This is a genomic window from Micromonospora sp. NPDC003944, from assembly GCF_053605225.1.
In genome coordinates, this window is sequence record NZ_JBSGIV010000016.1 from 25,473 (window position 1) to 46,241 (window position 20,769).

Sequence of the window (20,769 nt, forward strand, 5' to 3'; positions counted from 1 at the left end):
TCAGGCCAGGGGGTGCGCGGCCGGGGTGCGTCCGGGGCCGGCGGTTCGTCAGCCGGTCACGGGGTCACGTCGGCGGCGCGCAGCCGCAGCATGGTCCAGGACGCCGGCGGCAGGGTCAGCTGGACGCTGGCGTCGGTGCTGCGGGCCGTGCCGTTGGCGCGCGGCGCGGCGTGGTCCGGGCCGTCTGCCGTGTTCTTGGCGTGCAGGTCGGTGCCGCCGACGGTGACGCACTCGACGAGGTCGGTCACCTGCGCGCCGGAGACGTCGATGGTCACCTCGGCCGGGGTGTCCAGGACCCGGTTGACGAGGAAGACGGTCATCTCCCCGGTGCTGTCGTCCCAGGTGGAGACCGCGTCGACCGCGTCGATCTCACCGTAGCGCTCGGTGGTCGTCGTGCTGCCGTCGCGCAGCACGTCCAGTACGGCGCCCTGCGCGTGCCGGGCGGTGCGGGCGAAGGGGTGGAAGATGGTCTGGCGCCAGGCCGAGCCTCCCGTCTCGGTCATGATCGGCGCGATGACGTTCACCAGTTGGGCCTGGCAGGCCGCGCTCACCCGGTCGCTGTGCCGGAGCAGGCTGATCAGCAGGCCGCCGACGACGACCGCGTCGGCCACGCTGTAGTGGTCCTCCAGCAGCGGCGGTGCGACAGGCCAGTCCTCGCCGCTCGGCGGCGTGGACGGGGCGGCGGACTGGTACCAGACGTTCCACTCGTCGAACGCGATCATGATCTTCTTGGTCGACCGGCGGATCGCCCCGACCGAGTCGGCGATGGCGACGACGGCGTCGATGTACCTGTCCATGTCCTCGGCCGAGGCGAGGAAGCTGGCCAGGTCGTCGTCGACCGGCTGGTAGTAGGCGTGCAGCGAGATCAGGTCGACGTCGTCGTACGCCTCGGTCAGCACGTCGCGCTCCCAGCTACCGAAGGTCGGCATGCCGAGGTGTGAGGAGCCGCAGGCGACGAGTTCGAGATCGGGGTCGAAGCGGCGCATGGCCTTGGCGGTCTGCGCGGCGAGCCGCCCGTACTCGGTCGCGCTGCGCTGGCCCACCTGCCACGGGCCGTCCATCTCGTTGCCCAGGCACCACAGCTTGATCCCGTACGGGTCGACCGCCCCGTTGTCGCGGCGCTTGTCGGCGAGGTGGCTGCCGCCGCGGTGGTTGGCGTACTCGAGCAGGTCGACGGCCTCGGCGGTGCCCCGGGTGCCGAGGTTCACCGCCATGATCGGGTCCACACCGGCCTTGCCGACCCAGCGCATGAACTCGTCGAGCCCGAACGCGTTGGTCTCCAGGCTGTGCCAGGCGAGGTCGAGCCTCGCCGGTCGTTCGTCGACCGGGCCGACGCCGTCCTCCCAGCGGTAGGAGGAGACGAAGTTGCCGCCCGGATAGCGCACCGTGGTGACGCCCAACTCGCGCACCAGCTCGAGGACGTCGCCCCGGAAGCCGTCGGCGTCGGCCGTCGGGTGCCCCGGCTCGTAGATTCCGTTGTAGACGCAACGACCCAGGTGCTCGACGAACGAGCCGAAGAGCCGACGTGGCACCGGCGCGACGCGTCGACGGGGGTCCAGGGTCAGGCGCGCGGTGTTCACGACGTTCTCCGGCGCGCTGTCGGGGTGGGTGTTCAGGGCTGGCTCCTTCGTGCGAGGTCCGACGCGGAGACCTCTGGCCGAGCGCCGGGACCGAGGGGGTGGTGGAGGCAGTGTGAGCTCTGGACAACGTGATGGTCTTAGATTACGTTCTCGATCAATGTAAACGTTACCGATTACGTTTACGTAAGGAACACGGTGCCGGGATCAACGTGTCGCTGGCACCGCCAGGTGCCTGCGGCGTCGTGACCGACGAGGCCGGAAGACCAGCTTGTCGCGGTGATTGGGGTGACCGGGTGGCAATCGTCGAGCCGGAGATCGTGGCGACCTACGCCGATGCGACCGCGGCCGTCGAGGATCGGGTGTCGGACCTGTTGTCCCGGATGACCCGCGAGGAGAAGCTCGCGCAACTGGGCAGCACGTGGGCGTTCACCCTGCTGGAGGGCGGTCGGTTCGCGGCGGAGCGGGCCTGGCCGATACTTCGGCACGGGCTGGGACACGTGACCCGGGTGGCGGGCGCGACAAGCCTGAAGGCGGCGCAGGTGGCGCGGGCCGCGAACGCGATCCAGCGGTTCCTGGTCACCGAGACCCGGCTGGGGATCCCGGCGATCGTGCACGAGGAGGTCTGCTCGGGGGTGATGGCCCGCGAGGCGACCATCTTCCCGCAGGCCATCGGCGTCGCGAGCACCTGGGCGCCGGAGCTCAACCGGCAGCTGGCGGACGCGGTCCGCGCACAGATGCGGGCCATGGGAAGCCACCAGGGGCTTTCGCCGGTGCTTGACGTGGTGCGCGACCCACGGTGGGGCCGCACGGAGGAGACCTATGGTGAGGACCCGTATCTGGTGTCCCGGATGGGGGTGGCGTTCGTCCGGGGCCTCCAGGGCGTCGACCTGACCGACGGCGTTCTCGCCACCGCCAAGCACTTCGTCGGCTACGGGGCGTCCGAGGGCGGCTTGAACTGGGCACCCGCCCACCTGCCGCCGCGTCTGCTGCGCGAGGTCTACCTGTACCCGTTCGAGGCGGCGGTCCGCGAGGGCGGGCTCCAGTCCGTGATGGCCGGCTACCACGAGCTCGACGGTGTCCCGTGCCATGCCAACCAGGAACTCCTCGCCGACGTCCTACGCGGGCAGTGGGGCTTCACGGGCAGCGTGGTCTCCGACTACTTCGCGGTCAACGACCTCCACTCGTACCACCACTTCGTCCAGGACAAGCAGCAGGCCGCGACGGTGGGCCTCGGCGCGGGCGTGGACGTCGAGCTTCCGGCGACCGACGCGTACGGGGATGCCCTCAGCCGGGCGCTGGACTCCGGCGAGGTCAGCGAGGAGCGGCTCGACGAGGCGGTCTCCCGGGTCCTCCGGCACAAGATCGAACTCGGGCTCTTCGAGAACCCGTACGTCGACGAGGACACGGCCGCGACGACGGCCAGCGGTGAGCGGCACCGGGTCGTGGCGCTCGAGATCGCCCGCCGCAGCCTGGTCCTGCTCAAGAACGACGGCGTCCTGCCGCTGCTCGCAGGGGCCGGCCGGGTCGCCCTCATCGGCCCGAACGCCGACGACGCCCGACACCTGCTCGGTGACTACTCTTTCGCTGCCCACATCGAGGCGCTCGTCGAGGCGCGCAAGCGGCGTGGCCTGCTCGGCGAGATGATGACGATCCCTGACGACCTGGAGATCGACGAGAGCACCGACGGCGTGCCGACGGTACGGGACGAACTCGCGGCGCGGCTGGGCGACCGGCTGCGCTTCGCACCCGGCTGTGACGTGCTCGATCCCTCGACGGAGGGGTTCGCCGAGGCGGTCGCGGCAGCCGCGGCGGCCGACGTCGCGGTGCTGGTCCTGGGCGACCGCTCCGGGCTGACGCCCGGGGCCACCACCGGGGAGTCCCGGGACCGGTCCAGTCTGGACCTGCCCGGCGTGCAGGAGGAGCTGGTCCGGGCCGTCGTCGCCACCGGCACGCCGGTCGTGGCGGTGCTCGTCGCCGGTCGGCCCGTCGGCAGTGACTTCCTGCACGAGCAGTGCGCCGCGGTGTTGATGGCCTGGCTGCCGGGGGAGACCGGAGCGCAGGCGATAAGCGAGGTGCTGCTCGGTGAGGTGAACCCGAGCGGAAAGCTGCCGATCTCGTACCCGCGCAGCGTCGGCCAGATCCCCGTCTTCTACGGCCACAAGGTCTCCGGCGGACGGTCGCACTGGCACGGCGACTACGTGGACTCGCCGGTCGCCCCGCGCTACGTCTTCGGCCATGGCCTCGGGTACAGCTCGTTCGTGATCGACGATGCCACGCTGGGGAGCGCCGAGGTCCGCGCCGGGGACAGCGTCGGTGTCGAGGTCACGGTCTCCAACACCGGAGGTAGGGCGGGGGAGCAGGTCGTGCAGCTCTACGTCCGCGACCCGCAGGCCACGGTCACCCGACCGGTGCTGGAGCTGAAGGCCTTCGCCCGCGTCGCGGCCGCCGCCGGCGAGCGGGTGGCGGTGCGCTTCGAACTCCCCACCGGCCAGCTCGGCTTCTACGACCGGAGCATGGCCTACGCGGTGGAGGCCGGGCAGATCGAGGTGTACGTGGGTTTCTCGGTCACCGAAAGCACTCACGCCGGCACCTTCGTCATCACCGCGGACCCGGACCGGCCGACGTCGAAGGTCTTTACCGGGACCGTTGAAGTCCAGCAACTGTGATCGCTCACCCGGGCCGGGAAACGGTTCTTGACGGAGCGTGCCGTCCTGTTGTCGTGGGGTAGGGCCGGCGCGGATAACGGCGCTCCACTTCAAGCGCCGGGAGAAACTGCCGATCGCGTTGTGCGCCATGGCAACCGGGCGTCAGCCGCGCCCTGCAGAGCATCCAGTTAGGACCCTCTTCTCGACAGTTGAGTAAGGGCGAAGAGGTCTTGTGTTCGTAATCATCCTCCGTTACGTTGGCAACATCCTGGAAACGTAACCGATAACGATTGCAGTCCAGAGAGAGCGGCATGATTGAAGTCAATGCGCCGGTAACAATGAGTGATGTCGCCCGAGCTGCCGGCGTTTCCACCGCCACCGTCTCGCGCGTCGTCAACGGGCATTACGGCGTCAGCGCTCGCACCGTCGCCCAGGTGCGCTCCGCGATCGAGCAGCTCGGTTACGAGTCGAGCCTGGTGGCCACCAGCCTCCGGCGCAGCCGCACCAACGTTCTGGGCCTGGTGTCACACAGCTTCCAGTCGTACACCGCCGAGGTGCTCAAGGGCGTGATGAAGGCGCTGAGCCGCTCGGGCTTCGATCTGATCATCTACGCCAACAGCGACCTGTACGGGTCGTATTCGGAGGGCTGGGAGCAGCGGCACCTGACCCGCCTGTCGGGCACCCTCACCGACGGGTGCATCGTCGTCACGCCCTGGGGTGACATCCGGAGCCGGACGCCGGTCGTGGCCATCGACCCGGTTCGCGGTTCGACGTCGCCTTCGGTGATGGCCGACAACCTCGCGGGCGCCACCACCGCGGTCGAGCACCTGCTCGACCTGGGCCACCGCCGCATCGGGTTCATCGCCGGCCGCGACAGTCTGGCCTCGGCCTGGTCGCGGGAGGAGGGCTACCGGGCCGCGCTGACAACCGCCGGTGTTCCGGTCGACCCGACGCTGATCGGCCGAGGGGACTTCAACCCCGAATCGGCGACCCCCTTGGCGCGCGTCCTGCTGCAACGACCGGACCCACCGTCGGCGATCTTCGCGGCGAGCGACGGGATGGCCCTCAAGGTCCTCGAGGTCGCCCGGGAGCTGGGGTTCTCCGTGCCGGGGGACCTGTCCGTCGTCGGGTTCGACAACATCCCCGAGTCGGCGTCGACCGAGCCGGGCCTGACCACTGTGGACCAGTCGATGTACCAGCTCGGGTACGAAGCCGCGCGGATGCTCAAGTCGCTGGTGACCGGCGAGTGGGACGAGCCGAGCCAGATCGTGCTTCCGACAAGCCTCGTCGTACGCAACTCGACCGCACCACCGACGAGCGCGGCACGACCCTGACACCCGTGGCAGCAGCCTGAAGGAGGTGCACGCAGCACGAACGGCCAGATCCACCGTTGAGTTGAGCCGGTCAGTCGGGTCGCATCCGCTGCCGGCACATGAAAGGAGTGGAGTGTGGTTACCGAACAGTATCACGGGCGCTTACGCCGTCTGGGCGTACGCCGGCGGCTCTCGGCGGCGTTCACCGCGGGAGTCATCGCCACCGCGGCGGTTCTCTCCGCACCGCAACCAGCGGCGGCGGACACGCCGTGGTTGGACGTCTCCCCGGACCGCTACGCCTCGTTCGCCGTCCCGGCGGCGTACGTCCAGGAGAACCTGGGCACCGTCTCGCAGGTCGTCGTCGAGGGCAACTTCGGTCCGTCCGCCTCCTGGGCGGAGTTCGGCCTGACCCGCCGGGGTGACGTGTGGTCGGGTGTGCTCGGCGCGTTGGAGCCCGGGCTGTACACCTACCAGCTCACCGCCGACGACACCAAGAGCATCAAGGACCCGACGAACAGCACGAGCGTCGCGTCCAACCCGCTCCTGAGCACGTTCTTCGTCGCGGGTGACTCGGCGCGGTGGCTGCACGACGCGCCGTCGGGCACCGGCGGAAAGATCGAGACCCTGACCTACCGCACCAGGAACGCGCAGCGCTCGGCTCTGGTCTGGACGCCGCCTGGCTACGCGGCCAAGGGGCCGAAGGGTTACCCGTCGCTCTTCCTGCAGTCCGGCGATGGTCTGGCCACCACCGACTGGCTCGATCTCGGTCGATCCAAGCAGATCCTCGACAACCTCTCGGCCGCGCGCGCCATCAGCCCGATGGTGGTGGTGATCAACGACGCCGACGTCTCGGACGACAGGGAGTTGAAGGACCTCCGCAAGGCGGTCACCGACACCTACCGCGTCCTTCGTGATCCGGCGCACCAGGCCATCGCGGGCGTCTCCGACGGGGCAACGGACGCGGTACGCGCCGCGCTCACCAAGCCGGGTCAGTTCGGTTACGTCGGCTGGTTCTCGGGCACGTCGGCGCCGACGATCGACCGGAAGGACGCCACGGCGATCAACCGCAGCGTCAAGCTGCTGCGCGTCTACACCGGCAACGTCACCGATCCCGCGTACAACACCACCTACCGCCTGTCGAAGGCGTTGGACCGAGCCGACATCCGGTTCGAGTTCGACGGGGTCAACCCGGATGGCGGCGCGACCTGGACGACGTGGCAGGAGAACCTCGTCGACTTCGTGCCACGGTTGTTCCGGCACGTGCAGGACCACGGGCCGAGCCCGGGTCACACGCAGCTCAAGGGTGAGTTCGCGCCGCCGCCGGCCGGCACCACCCCGACCCCCTTCGTGAGCGAGGACGGGTTCGTCACCTTCGAGACCACCACCGACTTCGCGGACGCCCAGCACGTCACGGTCTGGGCGAACGTCGCGCCGGGCGGCAGTTGGCTGCGCCTGCCGCTGACCCGCGACGGGGACCGTTGGCGGGCGACGGTGGGTCCGCTCAAGCCGTGGTTCTACTACTACCGGCTGATCGTTGACCGGGTTCCGTTCAAGGACACCTCGAACCCGACGTCGGTGACCACCGAGCCGATGTGGAGCACTTTCTTCATCCCCGGTCCGGGCGCCCGACTGCTGTCCGACGTGCCCGCCGGTCGCGGCGGGAAGGTCGAGAGCATGACGTACGCCAGCACGGTGGCGGGCCAGGACCGCACCGCCCTGGTGTGGACCCCGCCCGGGTACGACCCGGGCCGGGCGCAGCCGTACCCCGTCCTCTACCTACAGCACGGTGGCGGTCAGAACTACACCGACTGGGTCGAGATGGGCCGGGCCAAGCAGATCCTCGACAACCAGTTCCTCGACGGCGACCTCACGCCCATGGTGGTCGTGATGGGCAACGGCAACTCCTCGAACTTCAACAGGGAGTTGCGGGAGAACATCGTTCCGACGGCCCGTGCCCGCTACCACATCTCCAGCGACCCGTCCCAGCAGGCCCTCGCCGGCCTGTCGATGGGCGGGGGGCAGGCGTTCGGGGTGCTGAAGGCCTACCCGGGCGAGTTCGCCTACGTTGCGGCGTTCTCGGCCGGGTTCGGCAGCAGCACCGGCGTCGACGCGGCGGCGATCAACAACGGCACCAAGATGCTGCGCGTGTACGTCGGTGACCAGACCGACTTCGTGTACCCGAGCTTCATGGCCTCGCTGACCACGATGGACAACCTCGGTATCCGCTACGAGTTCGACGGGGTCACCCCCGGGCCGCACGGCTGGGACGTGTGGCAGAAGAACCTCATCGACCTGGCGCCGCGTCTGTTCAAGCGCTAGGAGCCGTTCCAGGCGACGCCACCGGGAGCAGGTTTCCTGCCCCGGTGGCGCCCGCCACCGTACGGCTGACCCCTCCGCACCGCCACCCGAAGGGAACCACCTCAATGAAGAGAAGACGGATACTCGCCACGGTTGCCATGCTCGCGGTCGGGGCGGGCCTCGCGGCCTGCTCGTCCGACGAGGGCGGCAGCGACGCGAGCAACTGCACGAACACCATCACCAAGAAGGACCTGCCGGTCGTGACGATGTGGGGTTGGTACCCCAACACCCAACTCGTCGTCGACAACTTCAACAAGCTGAACAACGAGGTGCAGGTCTGCTGGACCAACGTCGGGCAGGGCGGGGACGAGTACGACAAGTTCCAGACGGCCATCTCGGCGGGCACCGGGGCGCCCGACGTGATCATGGTCGAGGCGGACCGCATCCCGACCTTCCAGATCCAGGGCGCGCTCGTCGACATCAAGAAGTACGGCTACGACGCGGTCAAGGCCAACTACAGCGACGGCGCCTGGAAGGACGTGTCGGTCGGTGACGCGGTCTACGGCGTCCCGGTCGACGGCGGCCCGATGGGCATGATCTACCGCAAGGACATCTTCGACAAGTACAAGGTCACCCCACCGAAGACCTGGGCGGAGTACGAGCAGGCCGCGCAGAAGGTCAAGGACGCCGGCGGTCCGCTCTTCGGGGACTTCGGCGCGAACGTCCCGGCGGTCCTGATGGCGCTCCAGATCCAGAAGGGCGCCACGCCCTTCACCTTCGATCCGGCGCAGCCGAAGGCGATCGGTGTGAAGCTCAACGACCAGGCATCCAAGGACGTGCTGGACTACTGGGGTGGCCTGGCCAAGAAGGGCCTGGTCGGCACGCAGAACCAGTTCACCCCGGAGTACATCTCCGGCGTGATCAACGGCAACTACGCGACGTACATCTCGGCCGCGTGGGCACCGGGCTACCTCACCGGCGCGGGTGTCGGCAAGGGCCAGGACACCGGCAAGTTCGCGGTGGCGCCGCTGCCGCAGTGGGACCCGGCCAACCCGGTCCAGGTGAACTGGGGCGGGTCGGCGTTCTCGGTGACCAAGCAGGCGAAGAAGCCGGAGCTGGCCGCGAAGGTCGCCTACGGGCTCTACGCCGACAAGGAGTCGCTCACCGACGGCTGGACCAACCAGGTCATCTTCCCGCTGAACCTCACGGCGCTCAAGGATCCCGCCTTCGTCGACCTGAAGGTGGCGTTCTTCGGCGGCCAGCAGGCGAACAAGGAGGTCTACGTTCCCGCCGCCGACGCCTACCAGGGCGTCCAGTACGCCCCCTTCGGCCAGTACTACCTCGACGCCATGGAGAAGCAGGTAAGCGAGGTCATCAAGGGGTCCGTCACCGGATCGCAGGCTGCCGACCGGCTCCAGGAGGACGTGGCGAAGTACGCCAAGGAACAAGGTTTCACCGTTCAGTGACCGGCTGGGTGGGCCGCGCCGGCAGGTGGCGGCCGGCCCACCCTCCCCCCTCAGCGTCCACGTCCCGGAGACCACAATGACATCCCTGACCGAGAAGCGCGCAGCGCGTACGCAGCCTGAGACGCGCAAGATCCGTGGCAAGGTACACCTTCGCGAGCACCTGATGGGGTGGCTCTTCGTCGGGCCGTTCGGGGTCGTGTTCCTGGCGTTCCTCATCGCGCCGCTGGCGTACGCGCTGTATCTCAGCCTCTTTCAGAAGAAGCTGATCGGCGGCACCAGCTTCGTTCTCTTCGACAACTACGTGAAGGCGTTCACCGACCCGAGCTTCCTGTCCGGGGCGTGGTTCGTCATCCGCTTCTCGCTCGTCTCGATCCCGGTGCAGATCATCATCGCGCTCGCGATGGCGCTGATCCTGGACTCGGTGACCACCCTGTTCGCCCGCTTCTCCCGCCTCATGATCTTCCTCCCGTACGCGATCCCGACGGTCATCGGCGCGGTGATGTGGGGGTTCCTCTACAGCAGGGGCTTCGGCCCGCTCACCGACATCTTCGGGCTCTTCGGCGCCACCGCACCGGACTTCCTGAGCAGCGACCTGATCTTCTACGGGCTGCTCAACGTCGTCACCTGGCAGTGGGCCGGCTATTACATGATCATCCTGTACGCGGCCCTACAGGGCGTCGACCCGACACTCTACGAGGCGGCCCGGATGGACGGCGCCGGGCGGTGGCAGATCGCGACGAGGATCAAGATCCCGCTGATCGCGCCCGCGCTGATCCTGATCCTGGTCTTCTCGCTCATCGGCACCCTGCAGTTCTTCAACGAACCCCAGATCCTGCGGTACCTCGCCGCGGGCACGATCGGCTCGGACTTCACACCGAACATGTACGCGTACCAACAGGCGTTCTCCCTCGCCAACTTCAACTACGGGTCCGCGATCTCCTTCGCCCTCGGCGGCATCGTGTTCATCTGCGTGTACGCCTTCCTGTTCTTCACCCGCAAGCGGAGGAGCTTCCTCTGATGACCGACCACACCAGCGTCCGCGCAGGCGCCCGCCGACCGCAGCGCTACCTCCCTCTGCAGATCCTCCTCGGCTTCCTGGTGATCTACTTCCTCGTACCGTTCTGGTGGGTCATCGTCAACAGCTCCAAGGACGCGCCGGGCCTGTTCGGCGGCGGCAACACCCTCTGGTTCACCGACCAGATCGACTACCTCGGGAACCTCAGGCAGCTCTTCACCTACGACGGTGGCATCTACCTGCGGTGGATCCTCAACTCCACGCTGTACGCCATCGCCGGCGGCATCGGCGCCACGGTCCTGGCGGTGATGGCCGGCTACGGGTTCGCCAAGTACCGCTTCGCCGCCCGACGCTTCAGCTTCGCCGTCGTGCTCGGCGCGCTGATGGTGCCCGCCACCGCCCTGGTCATCCCGACCTTCATCATGTTCTCCCGGCTCGGCCTGACGAACACGGTGTGGGCGGTGATCCTCCCGTCGCTGCTCAACCCGTTCGGCGTCTACCTGATGCACGTGTACGCGCGCGACGCGGTTCCCGACGAACTCCTCGACGCGGCACGGGTCGACGGCGCGGGTGAGATGAGGACGTTCATCCAGATCGCCCTGCCGCTGATGCGTCCCGCCGTGGTCACCGTGCTGTTGCTGTCTGCGGTGGCGTCCTGGAACAACTACTTCCTGCCGCTCGCCATGCTCTCCGACAACCGGCTCTTCCCCGTCACCGTCGGCCTCGGCCTCTGGCAGGGCATCGCGTCCGCGAACAACGCGGGAGGCACCTCGCTGTGGAGCCTCATCATCCTGGGCTCCCTGGTGTCGGTGATCCCGCTGATCATCGCGTTCTTCAGCCTCCAACGACACTGGCGCGGCGGCCTGTCCGTCGGAGGTCTCCGGTAGGCCGCCCCGACCACCTGTTCCACCCACGCGCATTGACCGCCGCGCAGGAGCGGCCGGACGGATGACAGAGAGGTGTGCTGATGTCGACGACGAATCGACCGCTGCGCAGCGGGCAGTGGTTCGGTGCGGAAGGCCGCAACGGGTTCATCCATCGGTCCTGGATGCGCAACCAGGGGTTCGCGGACGACGTGTTCGACGGTCGCCCGGTGATCGGCATCGCCACCACCTGGTCGGAGCTGACACCCTGCAACGCCCACCTGCGCGACCTGGCCGAATCGGTGAAGCGGGGCGTGTGGGAGAGCGGCGGTCTGCCGCTGGAGTTCCCGGCGATGAGCCTGGGCGAGCCGCTGATGCGGCCCACGACCATGCTCTACCGCAACCTGCTGGCGATGGAGTTGGAGGAGTCGGTCCGGGCCAACCCGCTCGACGGGGTGGTCCTGCTCTCCGGCTGTGACAAGACCACACCCGGCCTGCTGATGGGAGCGGCGAGCGTCGACCTGCCGACCCTGATGCTGACCGGCGGCCCGATGCTCAACGGCAAGTTCCGCGGCCAGGACATCGGCTCGGGCACCGTCGTGTGGCGTTTCACCGAGGAGATGCGGGCCGGCCGGATGAGCGCGGCCGACTGCTCCGAGGCGGAGGTCGGCATGTCCCGTAGTCGGGGCCACTGCATGACCATGGGTACCGCCTCCACGATGGCCTGCGTGACCGAGGCGCTTGGTGTGCAGCTGCCGGGGGCGGCCGCCGTGCCGGCGGTCGACTCCCGGCGGTACGCGCTCGCGCAGGCCGCCGGGCGCCGGATCGTCGCCATGGTCGAACAGGACCAACGGTTGTCCACGGTCCTCACCCGGCAGGCGTTCGAGAACGCCGTCCGGGTCAACGCCGCGATCGGCGGTTCCACGAACGCCGTCGTACACCTGCTCGCGATCGCCGGACGCCTCGGCGTCCCCCTGTCGCTCGAGGACTTCGACGTCCTCACCGCGGACGTCCCCATGCTCGTCAACCTCATGCCGTCCGGGGTGTACCTGATGGAGGACTTCGCCTACGCGGGTGGCCTTCCGGTGGTGATGAAGGAGCTGGCGCCGCTGCTGCACATGGACCACGTCACCGTCAGCGGCAGGAGCGTGGCCGAGAACGTCGACGGCGCCCAGTGCTGGAACCGGGAGGTCATCGGCACCATGCAGGAGCCGTTCCAGCCCGCCGGCTCGGGCACCGTGGTGCTGCGCGGGTCGCTCGCGCCGTCCGGTGCGGTGTTGAAGGTCTCGGCCGCCTCCGCCCAGCTCCTCACGCACACCGGTCCGGCGCTCGTCTTCGACCGGATCGAGGACTACGTCGTCGCCGCCGACGACCCGGACCTCGACGTCACCCCCGACACGGTGATCGTCGTGCGCAACGCCGGCCCCCGGGGCTACCCCGGTTTCCCCGAGGTGGGCAACGTGCCCATGCCACGACGGCTGCTCGCCGACGGCATCACGGACATGGTGCGGATCTCCGACGCCCGGATGAGCGGCACCGGCTACGGCACCTGTGTCCTGCACGTGGCACCGGAGGCGTCGGTCGGCGGCCCGCTCGCGCTGGTGCGCACCGGCGACCTGATCGCCGTCGACGTCGTGACGCGCCGCCTGGACCTCCTGGTCGACGACGCGGAACTCGCCGAGCGTCGTGCCGCCTGGCAGCCTCCGAAGCCGGTGGCCGACCGGGGTTGGGTACGGCTGTACAGCGAGCACGTGCTGCAGGCTGACAGCGGCGCGGATCTCGACTTCCTCGTCGGTGGAAGCGGCAGCGCGGTGCCCCGTCACTCACACTGACGGGCACGAACGGACGAGGCCCACGAGGAACTGATTCCATGGAAGAACGGACGGCCCGCCAGTGCGAGTTCACGCAAGGGCCGCTGTGACAGCGGCCGACCGGCCACCGGTGATGGCCGACGTCGCTCGCCTGGCGGGCGTGTCACACCAGACGGTGTCCCGGGTCATCAACGGTGCGCCAAGCATCAGGCGCGAGACGCGCGAGCGGGTCCTCGAGGCCATTCGGCGACTCGACTACCGTCCCAACACGGCCGCCCGCGCCCTGGTGCGCGGACGGTCCGGGATGATCGGCATCATCGGCACGGCCAGGACACTGTTCGGTCCGACGAGCATCCATCGCAGCGTCGAGGACGCGGCACGGGCTGCCGGCTACTTCGCCACGTCGGTGAGCCTCTCCGAGGTGACGGTGCGGGCGCTCAGCGACGCCACCGAACACCTGATGCGCGTGGGCGTGGAGGGCGTCGTGATGATCGCCGGCAACGACGAGGCTCTCGAGGTGGTGCGGATGACGCGCTCGAGTGTCCCGTTCGTCGTCGTGGAGGGCGACGTGTCCAGGGCCAGCGTGACCGTCGGTGTCGATCAGGTGCTCGGCGCCCGGATGGCCACCGAGCACCTCCTCGAACTCGGACACCGGGAGATCGTGCATGTGAGCGGCCCGCTCAACTGGGCGGAGGCCCGTGCCCGCCTCGAAGGGTGGCGCCAGGCGATGAGCGCGGCGGGCCTACGCCCGCCGGAGCCGGTCACGGGCGACTGGAGAGCACACAGTGGCTACGTCGCCGGGCTACGGGTCGACGAGATGCCCGGTGCCACCGCGGTGTTCGCGGCCAACGACCAGATGGCCATCGGCGTGCTGCGCGCGCTGCACGAGCGTGGGCGGCGGGTGCCACAGGACCTCTCCGTGGTCGGATTCGACGACGTCCCCGAGGCGCCCTACCTCATTCCGCCGTTGACGACGATCCAGCAGGATTTCGGCGCGGTCGGTCGGCGGGCCATCACCGCCGTCACCCAGGCCATCGACGAGACGGCGCCGCGGCGTCTGCCGCTTGTCATTCCCAAGCTCGTGGTGCGCAGCAGCACTGCGCCGCCGACGGTGGCCGGCGACACCGTCGCGGGGGCTGGCTGACGCACGGGTGCCCCGGCGTGTGGCCGGGGCACCCGCGACGCCGCCCGTGCAGGCGGCCGAGCGGACTTCTCAGAGGGTGAACACGAGGGTGGAGATGCTGCGGGCGCCGACGTTGATGGTGGCCTGACCGCCGTTCACCGTGGTCGGCTGGCTGGCCGCGTTGGCGTTGAGCGAGGTGAGGTAGTGCTCGGCCCGGGTCACGTTCTGCGGGGCCTGGATCACGGCGTTGTTGACCGCGCTGGTGGAGCGGTTGAGGATCACCAGGGTGATCTTTCCGTCCCCCTGGTAGGCGGTCACCTCCAGCGGCGAGGCCTTCGAGCTCTTGGTCAGGGCGACCCGCTGGTAGCCGGGGCGGACGTACTTGGCGTACTGGGAGAAGGCGTACCCGCGTTTGAGCGGGGCGCCCGCGACGGTGCCGAATGCCGACTCGCCGTCGCCGATGAAGGAGTAGTAGCGCTTGCCGTACCACCAGATGTAGGCGTTCCAGTTGGCCTCCATCGACTTGTGCACGGTGCGCATGATGTCGTCGAGAGTCTCGTTCCACACCGCCGTGTTGGCCGGGTTGCCCCAGATGTTGGAACCACCACCGTCAGCGGCGTGCAGGTTCCACTCGGTCATCCACACCGGCTTGTTGTGCTGCTCGGCCAGGGAGTACGGCCGCAGCCGGCCCGAATCCTCGGTGCCGTACAGGTGCCCACCGATGTAGCCGATGTTGGTGCGGGCGGTCGCGTCGTTCAGGGTCGGATCGGTGTACCCGTAGTTCAGGTTCACCGCCTCGGCGACCATCAGCTTGGTGTTCTGCACCCTCGTGCCCTGGTCGCGGACGAAGGTGCGCAGCTCGGTGCCGCTCCAGTCCATCGAGTCGTAGTCCGGGTGCCAGTCCGGCTCGTTCTGCACCGAGGTCACGTCGATGGGCACGCCCTGACCCCGCATGTACTGCACGTAGCTGTTGAGATGGTTGGCGTAGTCGTCGTAGAAGTCGGTCTTCAGCTTTCCACCGTTGACCCTACTGTTGTTGGTCTTCCACGCGGCCGGCGCTGTCCACGGCGACGCGAGGATCTTCACGTTCGACCCGTAGGACTTCGCCGTCTTCAACGAGTTCACGTGCGTCGCCCACTCGCTGGAGACCGGCGACAGGCCGGTCCGCACGATCGACAGCCCCAACTGGTTGGCGCCCATTCCGACAAGGGTCTGGGTGTCCGCCGTCGACCAGGCGCTACCCCAGATCGACTGCGCGGCCCCGAAGCCGTCGACCGTCTGGTACCGGGTCGCGCTGTTCACCGTGATGTCGGCCGGCCCGTTCGGGGGCGGGGTGGTGGGCGGCGGGGTCGTCGGGGGCGGCGTGGTGGGCGGCGGGGTCGGTTCGGTACCACCGGTGCAGCCCACTCCGTTCAAGGCGAAGATCGTTGGGCTGGGGTTGCTGCCGGTCCACGAGCCGTTGAAACCGAACGAGACGGTCCCGTTTGTGGGGATGGCCCCGTTGTAGCTGACGTTCTTGGCGGTGACGGCGGTGCCGCTCTGGGTCAGCGTCGTGTTCCACGCCTGCGAGACGGTCTGACCGGCGTTGTAGTTCCAGGTCAGCGTCCAACTGGTCACCGCCTCGTCGAGGTTGGTGATGGTGACGTTGGCGCCGAAGCCACCCTGCCACTGCGACGACACGGTGTAGTTGACCGAGCAGCCGGCGGCTGCGGCACCGGCCGGCACCGACACGGCGACCGCTGCCGATGCCAGCAGGACGGCACCGACCGACACCAGGGCGGTGTTCGTCACTCTCCTTCTCATGAAGCTCCTCCTCGAATGGTGGTGGTGTCCACGCCTCGGGAGGGCTCGTCTGCGGCGGGATTCAGTGGTGGTCGAGCGGTGGGTGATTGGGAGCGCTCCCAGGTGCTTGATTCAGAAAGTTAATTCATCCAACGATTCCTGTCAATGTCATCGGGCCCGGGGTCGACGCCTCCTTCACCGGCCGCAGGCACCGCAGAGTCTGCGTGTGCGCAGGTGGTAGTCGGTGGACGCGGCGAGCAGGCCCAACCCGACGGCGAGGTACGCCGACATCGCCACCCAGAGGAACGCGTCGGAGAACTCGCTGTGCGATCCCGTCGTCACCTGCACCATCCCCATGCCGAAGTAGGCCACGATGCCCGCGCCGAGCCCGAAGCCGGGCACCAGCAGCACGAGCCGTGGAATCGTCCGGCCGGCGAGCAGCGGCACCCAGCCCGGCCAGACCTCGCCCCAGCCGTGCACGAGCGCGAGCGGCAACAGCACTCCGGCCAGCACCAGGCCGACCTCCAACCCGAGCAGCGAGGCGCTCTGGTCGACGTGGTCGAACCCCACCACGAACTGGGCCGCGAAGCGGGTCACGAGACCACCCACCGCGGCCCACGCGGCCCAGCGTGCCCACTTCGTGGGTGCCGTGCGTCGCGTACCCGGCCGGACCGTCCGGCAGCAGCCTGGACAGTCGCCCCGGGTGCGCCGTTGGTAGCGCGCGGTGGCAAGCGCGAGCAGAACCGCTCCGGTGACACAACCGAGGCGGCTGGCGAACGCCACCGGGTCGAAGAACGGGCCGACGGTGAACAGCAGGAAGCCCACCAGCTCGGGCAGCAGGATCGCGGCCGCCGCGACGAGAGCTCCGGCGACGGCCCAGGCGAGCCCCGCCAGCGCCGGCCGCCAGGTCGTCACCCGGTCCAGGACAATTGCCAGCCCTCCGGCGCTCGCGCACAGCGCCACCGACCACCAACCGGTGAAGCCGAGCAGGTCCAGCCCCAACCGCCCGAACTCCGGAGCATCGCCGACCGTCCACGCCAGACGCACGCCCCCGTATGCCACGGCCCAGCCGAGCACTGCGTACGTCAGGCCGTGGACGGTCCGACCGACGGTAGGTGTCGATGTCGCCATGCACCGATCCTTCCGGCGTCCCGCGGTGGGCGAACCCCGCCGACAGGGGACGTCACTCCCTCGCGGGAGGGACGGCGCGGGTGTTGCCGGCCGCCTGCTCGTGCGCGCGGTTCAGGATCGCCTCCACCTCCTGGCGGCCGCGCTCACCGTCTTGTCGGCCTCGCGCCGCGCGCCATCGAGGCGTCGGTGGCCTGTTTCTCGGCGCGTTTGACCTTCCCATCCCACCGGCTGAGACGGCTTAGAGTGCGCCGGACAGGTACTCGCGGCGACGCTGCGGTTCGAACTTCTCGATCGCGTACCGCAGCATCACCCGTGGCATGACCCGGTAGCGGCGGGCGAGGAACTCCTCCTCCGCCGCCCTGTCCCGGTTGCCCACCTCGCGCAGCATCCAGCCCACCGCCTTCCGGACGAGGTCGTGCGGGTCGAGCAGGAGCCGGTCGCCGAGTCGGAAGGTCCACTCGAAGTCGTCGGCCTTGATGAAGGCGAAGGTCGCCATGATGGCGATGCGCCGGTCCCACACCAGGCTCGACCCGGCCAACCGATCCAGCACGCTCCGGTCCTTGTCGATCAGCCAGGGGCCGACGATGTACGGCGCGGACGAGTCCACCAGATCCCAGTTGTTGATGCGGTCGGTGTTGGCCAGGATGGTGCGGAAGATCCGGCCTCGTTCCGGCTCGTCGCCCTTGGTGAACCTCCGCACCATGATGAGCAGCGAGGTCAGTCGCTCCTCGTGCGCGTCGCTGGTGAGTAGCTTCGTCGTCTCGGCCAGCGACAGGTCGCGCCAGAAACGGGCGGCCACCCTGCGCTGGTCGGGCACGGTGACGCCGAGGGCACGGTCGCCGGCACCGTAGCCGCCCGGGACCATCTGCAGGAATCGGCTCGATGCCTCGGCGCGACGTGGGTCGGCAAGGCTGGCGAGTTCCCGACGTACGTCGGCGCTGGTGGCCACGACCGTTCACGCTACCGGGGGGCAGAGGGCGCGGCGCAGGCGTCCGCGCACCGGCGCGGCAGATATCCAGGGGTGTAGGTAGCATGTGCGGCCCCTACCCCCCGGGCGGGTCTGGCCGGGGTGGCGGTGATGACGGCCGCCGAGAAGATCGAACAGCGGGTGACCGGTCGACCCGACTCCTACGTGCCGGCCCGGGTCCTGGCCCGGCTGACCGGCCTGCCGGAATCCTCCGGCCGGCGGCACCCTGCGCTCCGTCCTGGTCGTCACTCGGACATTGGCCCGCTGCCCCGGGCAGCCTGGGCGCGGAGTGCTTAGCTGAACGGATGATCACACCCGTTCCTCTCGGTACCTGGCCGACGCCGTTGGAGGCCGCACCCCGGCTCGCCGCCCGGCTCGGGTTGGCCGAGCTCTGGTTCAAGCGCGACGACCTCACCGGCCTGGGTGCGGGCGGCAACAAGATCCGCAAGCTCCGGTACACCTGTGCGCAGGCGATCGCCGTCGGTGCGACCACGGTCATCACCTCGGGTGCGCCGCAGAGCAACCACGCCCGGCTCACCGCGGCCGCGGCCGCCCGGCTCGGTCTCTCCTGCGTGCTGGTGCTCGCCGGGCCGCCCCCGGAGACCAGGCGAGGAAACCTGCTGCTCGACGGGCTTGCCGGCGCGGAGATCGTCTGGAGCGGTGATCGTCCGCCCGCCGAGGTGGTGGCGAACGAGGGGGAGCGACGGTCGGCGTACGTCATCCCGTTCGGCGGCACCTCGCCCGCGTCCATCCAGGGTTACGTGGACTGCGGTCGTGAGCTGCGGGCCCAGTTGCCGACGATCGACGAGGTCGAGGTCGTGGTGGCGCTCGGTTCCGGCGGGACGATGGCCGGCCTGGTGCGGGAGTTGGGCGCGCAGCGGGTGATCGGCGTGGATGTCGGGGCCGTGCCGGACCCACGGGCGACAGTCGCCGGGCTGCTCGTCGGCGAGGTCGAGCCGGAGGTGCTGCGGATCGACGGCATCCAGGTGGGCGCGGGATACCGCACGTTGACCGACGCCGCCCGGGCGGCGCTGGAGGTGACCGCGCGTACGGAGGGGGTGTTCCTGGACCCGACGTACACCGGTCGGGCGATGGCGGCGCTGCTGGGCGGCAGCTTCCCGCGCGGCGACCGGGTCGTCTTTCTGCACAGCGGTGGGTTGCCCGGTCTCTTCGGCCACCCCGAGGTGTAGGGCACCAGCCGGGCACGCACGGCGGTGCCCTCCGACGCGATCGCGCCGGAGGGCACCGTACCGACCTGTCGACGGGTCAGACGCTTGCGAAGTGCTCGCGGTGGTCGTGGACGAACTCGGCGAACGTCCGGGGCTGCCGGCCGGTGATCCGTGCGACGTGGTCGTTGGTGAAGTCACCCCACCCGGAGCCGTAGGCGACCCGGTACTCGGCGAGGACCTCGGCCGACCACTGGTCGAGGCCGGCCTGGAGCAGGCCGTCGCGCGTCTGCTCCGGGCTCTGCGACACGTAGCGCACCGGCTGCCCGAGCGCCCGGGTGATCTCGTCGGCCGCCTCGTCAAGCGTGATGCTCTCCGGGCCGGTGGGCGTGTAGATCTTGCCCGCGTGCTGCTGCGGCGCGGTGAGGATCGCCGCTCCGGTGGCGGCGATGTCCCGGGCGTCGATCAGGCCGACCCGCTCGGCACCGAAGAGGCCGTAGAGGTGCTCACCGGCCTTGGCCCCGAGCAGGTTCTGCATGAAGTAACTCGGTCGCAGGATCGTCCAGGGGATCCCCGACTCCTGCAGCTCCGCGTCGGAGAGCGCGTGCAGGCGGCCGTTGCGGGTGGGCGCGTCGTGCGCGGCGCCGATCGCGGAGAGCCGGACGATGTGCTGCACGCCGGCCCGCCGGGCCGCCCACACCGCGTTCATGCTCTGGCTCGGCGCCAGCGGGCCCATCGGCATCAGCAGCCACAGTGTCGTCACGCCCTCGAACGCCGGGGTCAGCGTGGTGGGGCGGTCCAGGTCGCCGACGACGTACTCGACCCCGTCGAGCCTCGGCGTGCGGGACGCGTCCCGCACGAGGGCGCGGACCGGTTGATTACCGGCCAGCTCTCGCAGCACGTCCCGCGACACGGTGCCGTTTGCCCCGGTTACCAGAATGGTCATGGTCATCCTCTCGGTCAGGCGGACCGAGGAAGGACCACCGGTCGCCGCCAGCGACGATATAGTCCATAACTTGTACCGTCCAATGATTGGACCAAATTATGAAGCGCAGCACACTGAAGGAGCAGGAGCCCGACCTCGGGATCCTTGCCGTGCAGCTCTCCGCGCGCGTCCAGCGGGAGATCTTCCGACGCTCGGCGGAGCAGGGGTTCGACGACGTCCGGCCCCGCCACGGCGCGGTCCTCGCGTACCTGGACGCCGACGGCACCCGCCCCGGCGAACTGGCCCGGCTGGCCGGCCGCAACAAGCAGACGATGGGCGCGATCCTCGACGAGCTGGAGCGGCTGGGCTACGTCCGGCGTACGCCCGACCCGGCCGACCGGCGGGCGAAGTTGATCGTTCCGACGGATCGGGGCCTCAGCTTCATGACGGCCACCGACGGCTTCGTGCGCTCGATCGAGCAGAAACTCGCCGACACGCTCGGCGCCGAACGGTACCGCGACTTCAGGGACGCGCTGGCCCGTGGCGTGGCGAGCCTCCCGGCGACGGGTCAGGACGCCGAGGGCTGAGCCGGGCGCCGTACCCGCGCTCCTCGGTGAGCAACTGGCGACCGACCACGACGATCCGGTCGAGCGGGCATGTGACGCCGCGTGCCGGGTACGCCGC

Annotated in this window: 15 protein-coding genes; 10 read left to right on the forward strand and 5 right to left on the reverse strand. The window is 69.3% G+C overall.

Going from position 1 to position 20,769, the window contains the following annotated elements:
• Positions 1-56: 56 nt before the first annotated feature.
• Positions 57-1,580, reverse strand: a complete 1,524-nt coding sequence (arfA, locus tag ACWER9_RS10645) for an arabinosylfuranosidase ArfA (protein ID WP_452301594.1) — start codon at positions 1,578-1,580, stop codon at positions 57-59.
• Between the two features lie 293 nt (positions 1,581-1,873).
• On the opposite strand from arfA, the gene ACWER9_RS10650 reads away from it, so the two are divergent.
• The 8 genes from ACWER9_RS10650 (at position 1,874) to ACWER9_RS10685 (ending at position 14,135) form a co-directional block, all read left to right on the forward strand.
• Complete coding sequence (locus ACWER9_RS10650) at positions 1,874-4,246, forward strand: glycoside hydrolase family 3 N-terminal domain-containing protein (protein WP_452301595.1); 2,373 nt, start codon at positions 1,874-1,876, stop codon at positions 4,244-4,246.
• 317 nt (positions 4,247-4,563) lie between these two features.
• Positions 4,564-5,559 carry a LacI family DNA-binding transcriptional regulator gene (locus ACWER9_RS10655; protein WP_452301665.1) on the forward strand — a complete coding sequence of 332 codons (996 nt, stop codon included), beginning with the start codon at positions 4,564-4,566 and terminating at the stop codon, positions 5,557-5,559.
• Positions 5,560-5,673: 114 nt separating this feature from the next.
• Complete coding sequence (locus ACWER9_RS10660; RefSeq protein ID WP_452301596.1) at positions 5,674-7,857, forward strand: alpha/beta hydrolase; 2,184 nt, start codon at positions 5,674-5,676, stop codon at positions 7,855-7,857.
• Between the two features lie 104 nt (positions 7,858-7,961).
• Positions 7,962-9,302 (forward strand): ABC transporter substrate-binding protein, encoded by a 1,341-nt coding sequence (locus ACWER9_RS10665; protein ID WP_452301597.1) that lies wholly within the window; start codon positions 7,962-7,964, stop codon positions 9,300-9,302.
• Positions 9,303-9,378: 76 nt separating this feature from the next.
• A complete protein-coding gene (locus ACWER9_RS10670; protein WP_452301598.1) occupies positions 9,379-10,320 on the forward strand; it encodes a carbohydrate ABC transporter permease in 942 nt (313 codons plus the stop codon).
• Positions 10,320-11,204: a carbohydrate ABC transporter permease gene (locus ACWER9_RS10675; RefSeq protein ID WP_452301599.1), complete on the forward strand. Its 885-nt coding sequence runs from the start codon at positions 10,320-10,322 to the stop codon at positions 11,202-11,204. Before ACWER9_RS10670 ends, ACWER9_RS10675 begins: the two co-directional genes overlap by 1 nt.
• Positions 11,205-11,284: 80 nt before the next feature.
• Positions 11,285-13,012 (forward strand): IlvD/Edd family dehydratase, encoded by a 1,728-nt coding sequence (locus ACWER9_RS10680; RefSeq protein WP_452301600.1) that lies wholly within the window; start codon positions 11,285-11,287, stop codon positions 13,010-13,012.
• 112 nt (positions 13,013-13,124) lie between these two features.
• Positions 13,125-14,135: a LacI family DNA-binding transcriptional regulator gene (locus ACWER9_RS10685; protein ID WP_452301666.1), complete on the forward strand. Its 1,011-nt coding sequence runs from the start codon at positions 13,125-13,127 to the stop codon at positions 14,133-14,135.
• Positions 14,136-14,204: 69 nt separating this feature from the next.
• Here ACWER9_RS10685 and ACWER9_RS10690 read toward each other — a convergent pair whose 3' ends face one another.
• The 3 genes from ACWER9_RS10690 to ACWER9_RS10700 form a co-directional block, all read right to left on the reverse strand.
• Positions 14,205-15,917: a cellulose binding domain-containing protein gene (locus ACWER9_RS10690; RefSeq protein WP_452301601.1), complete on the reverse strand. Its 1,713-nt coding sequence runs from the start codon at positions 15,915-15,917 to the stop codon at positions 14,205-14,207.
• 174 nt (positions 15,918-16,091) lie between these two features.
• Positions 16,092-17,027, reverse strand: a complete 936-nt coding sequence (locus ACWER9_RS10695) for a hypothetical protein (RefSeq protein WP_452301602.1) — start codon at positions 17,025-17,027, stop codon at positions 16,092-16,094.
• Positions 17,028-17,265: 238 nt separating this feature from the next.
• On the reverse strand, positions 17,266-17,976 hold the full coding sequence (locus ACWER9_RS10700; protein ID WP_452301603.1) for a DNA alkylation repair protein: 711 nt from the start codon (positions 17,974-17,976) through the stop codon (positions 17,266-17,268).
• Between the two features lie 323 nt (positions 17,977-18,299).
• Between ACWER9_RS10700 and ACWER9_RS10705 the strand changes: the two genes are divergently transcribed.
• Positions 18,300-19,184: a pyridoxal-phosphate dependent enzyme gene (locus ACWER9_RS10705; RefSeq protein ID WP_452301604.1), complete on the forward strand. Its 885-nt coding sequence runs from the start codon at positions 18,300-18,302 to the stop codon at positions 19,182-19,184.
• Between the two features lie 76 nt (positions 19,185-19,260).
• On the opposite strand, the gene ACWER9_RS10710 is transcribed toward ACWER9_RS10705, so the two are convergent.
• Positions 19,261-20,106, reverse strand: coding sequence for an SDR family oxidoreductase (locus tag ACWER9_RS10710; RefSeq protein WP_452301605.1), 846 nt, complete (start codon positions 20,104-20,106; stop codon positions 19,261-19,263).
• 86 nt (positions 20,107-20,192) lie between these two features.
• Here ACWER9_RS10710 and ACWER9_RS10715 point away from each other — a divergent pair, with 86 nt between their 5' ends.
• Complete coding sequence (locus ACWER9_RS10715; protein ID WP_452301606.1) at positions 20,193-20,672, forward strand: MarR family winged helix-turn-helix transcriptional regulator; 480 nt, start codon at positions 20,193-20,195, stop codon at positions 20,670-20,672.
• The last annotated feature ends 97 nt before the right edge of the window (positions 20,673-20,769 follow it).

Coding starts and splice junctions, on each gene's coding strand:
- ACWER9_RS10655 (WP_452301665.1), top strand. CDS start 4,564: ATGAGTGATGTCGCCCGAGCTGCCGGCGTTTCCACCGCCACCGTCTCG.
- ACWER9_RS10705 (WP_452301604.1), top strand. CDS start 18,300: ATGATCACACCCGTTCCTCTCGGTACCTGGCCGACGCCGTTGGAGGCC.
- ACWER9_RS10695 (WP_452301602.1), bottom strand. CDS start 17,027: ATGGCGACATCGACACCTACCGTCGGTCGGACCGTCCACGGCCTGACG.
- ACWER9_RS10685 (WP_452301666.1), top strand. CDS start 13,125: ATGGCCGACGTCGCTCGCCTGGCGGGCGTGTCACACCAGACGGTGTCC.
- ACWER9_RS10680 (WP_452301600.1), top strand. CDS start 11,285: ATGTCGACGACGAATCGACCGCTGCGCAGCGGGCAGTGGTTCGGTGCG.
- ACWER9_RS10710 (WP_452301605.1), bottom strand. CDS start 20,106: ATGACCATTCTGGTAACCGGGGCAAACGGCACCGTGTCGCGGGACGTG.
- ACWER9_RS10670 (WP_452301598.1), top strand. CDS start 9,379: ATGACATCCCTGACCGAGAAGCGCGCAGCGCGTACGCAGCCTGAGACG.
- ACWER9_RS10665 (WP_452301597.1), top strand. CDS start 7,962: ATGAAGAGAAGACGGATACTCGCCACGGTTGCCATGCTCGCGGTCGGG.
- ACWER9_RS10690 (WP_452301601.1), bottom strand. CDS start 15,917: ATGAGAAGGAGAGTGACGAACACCGCCCTGGTGTCGGTCGGTGCCGTC.
- ACWER9_RS10675 (WP_452301599.1), top strand. CDS start 10,320: ATGACCGACCACACCAGCGTCCGCGCAGGCGCCCGCCGACCGCAGCGC.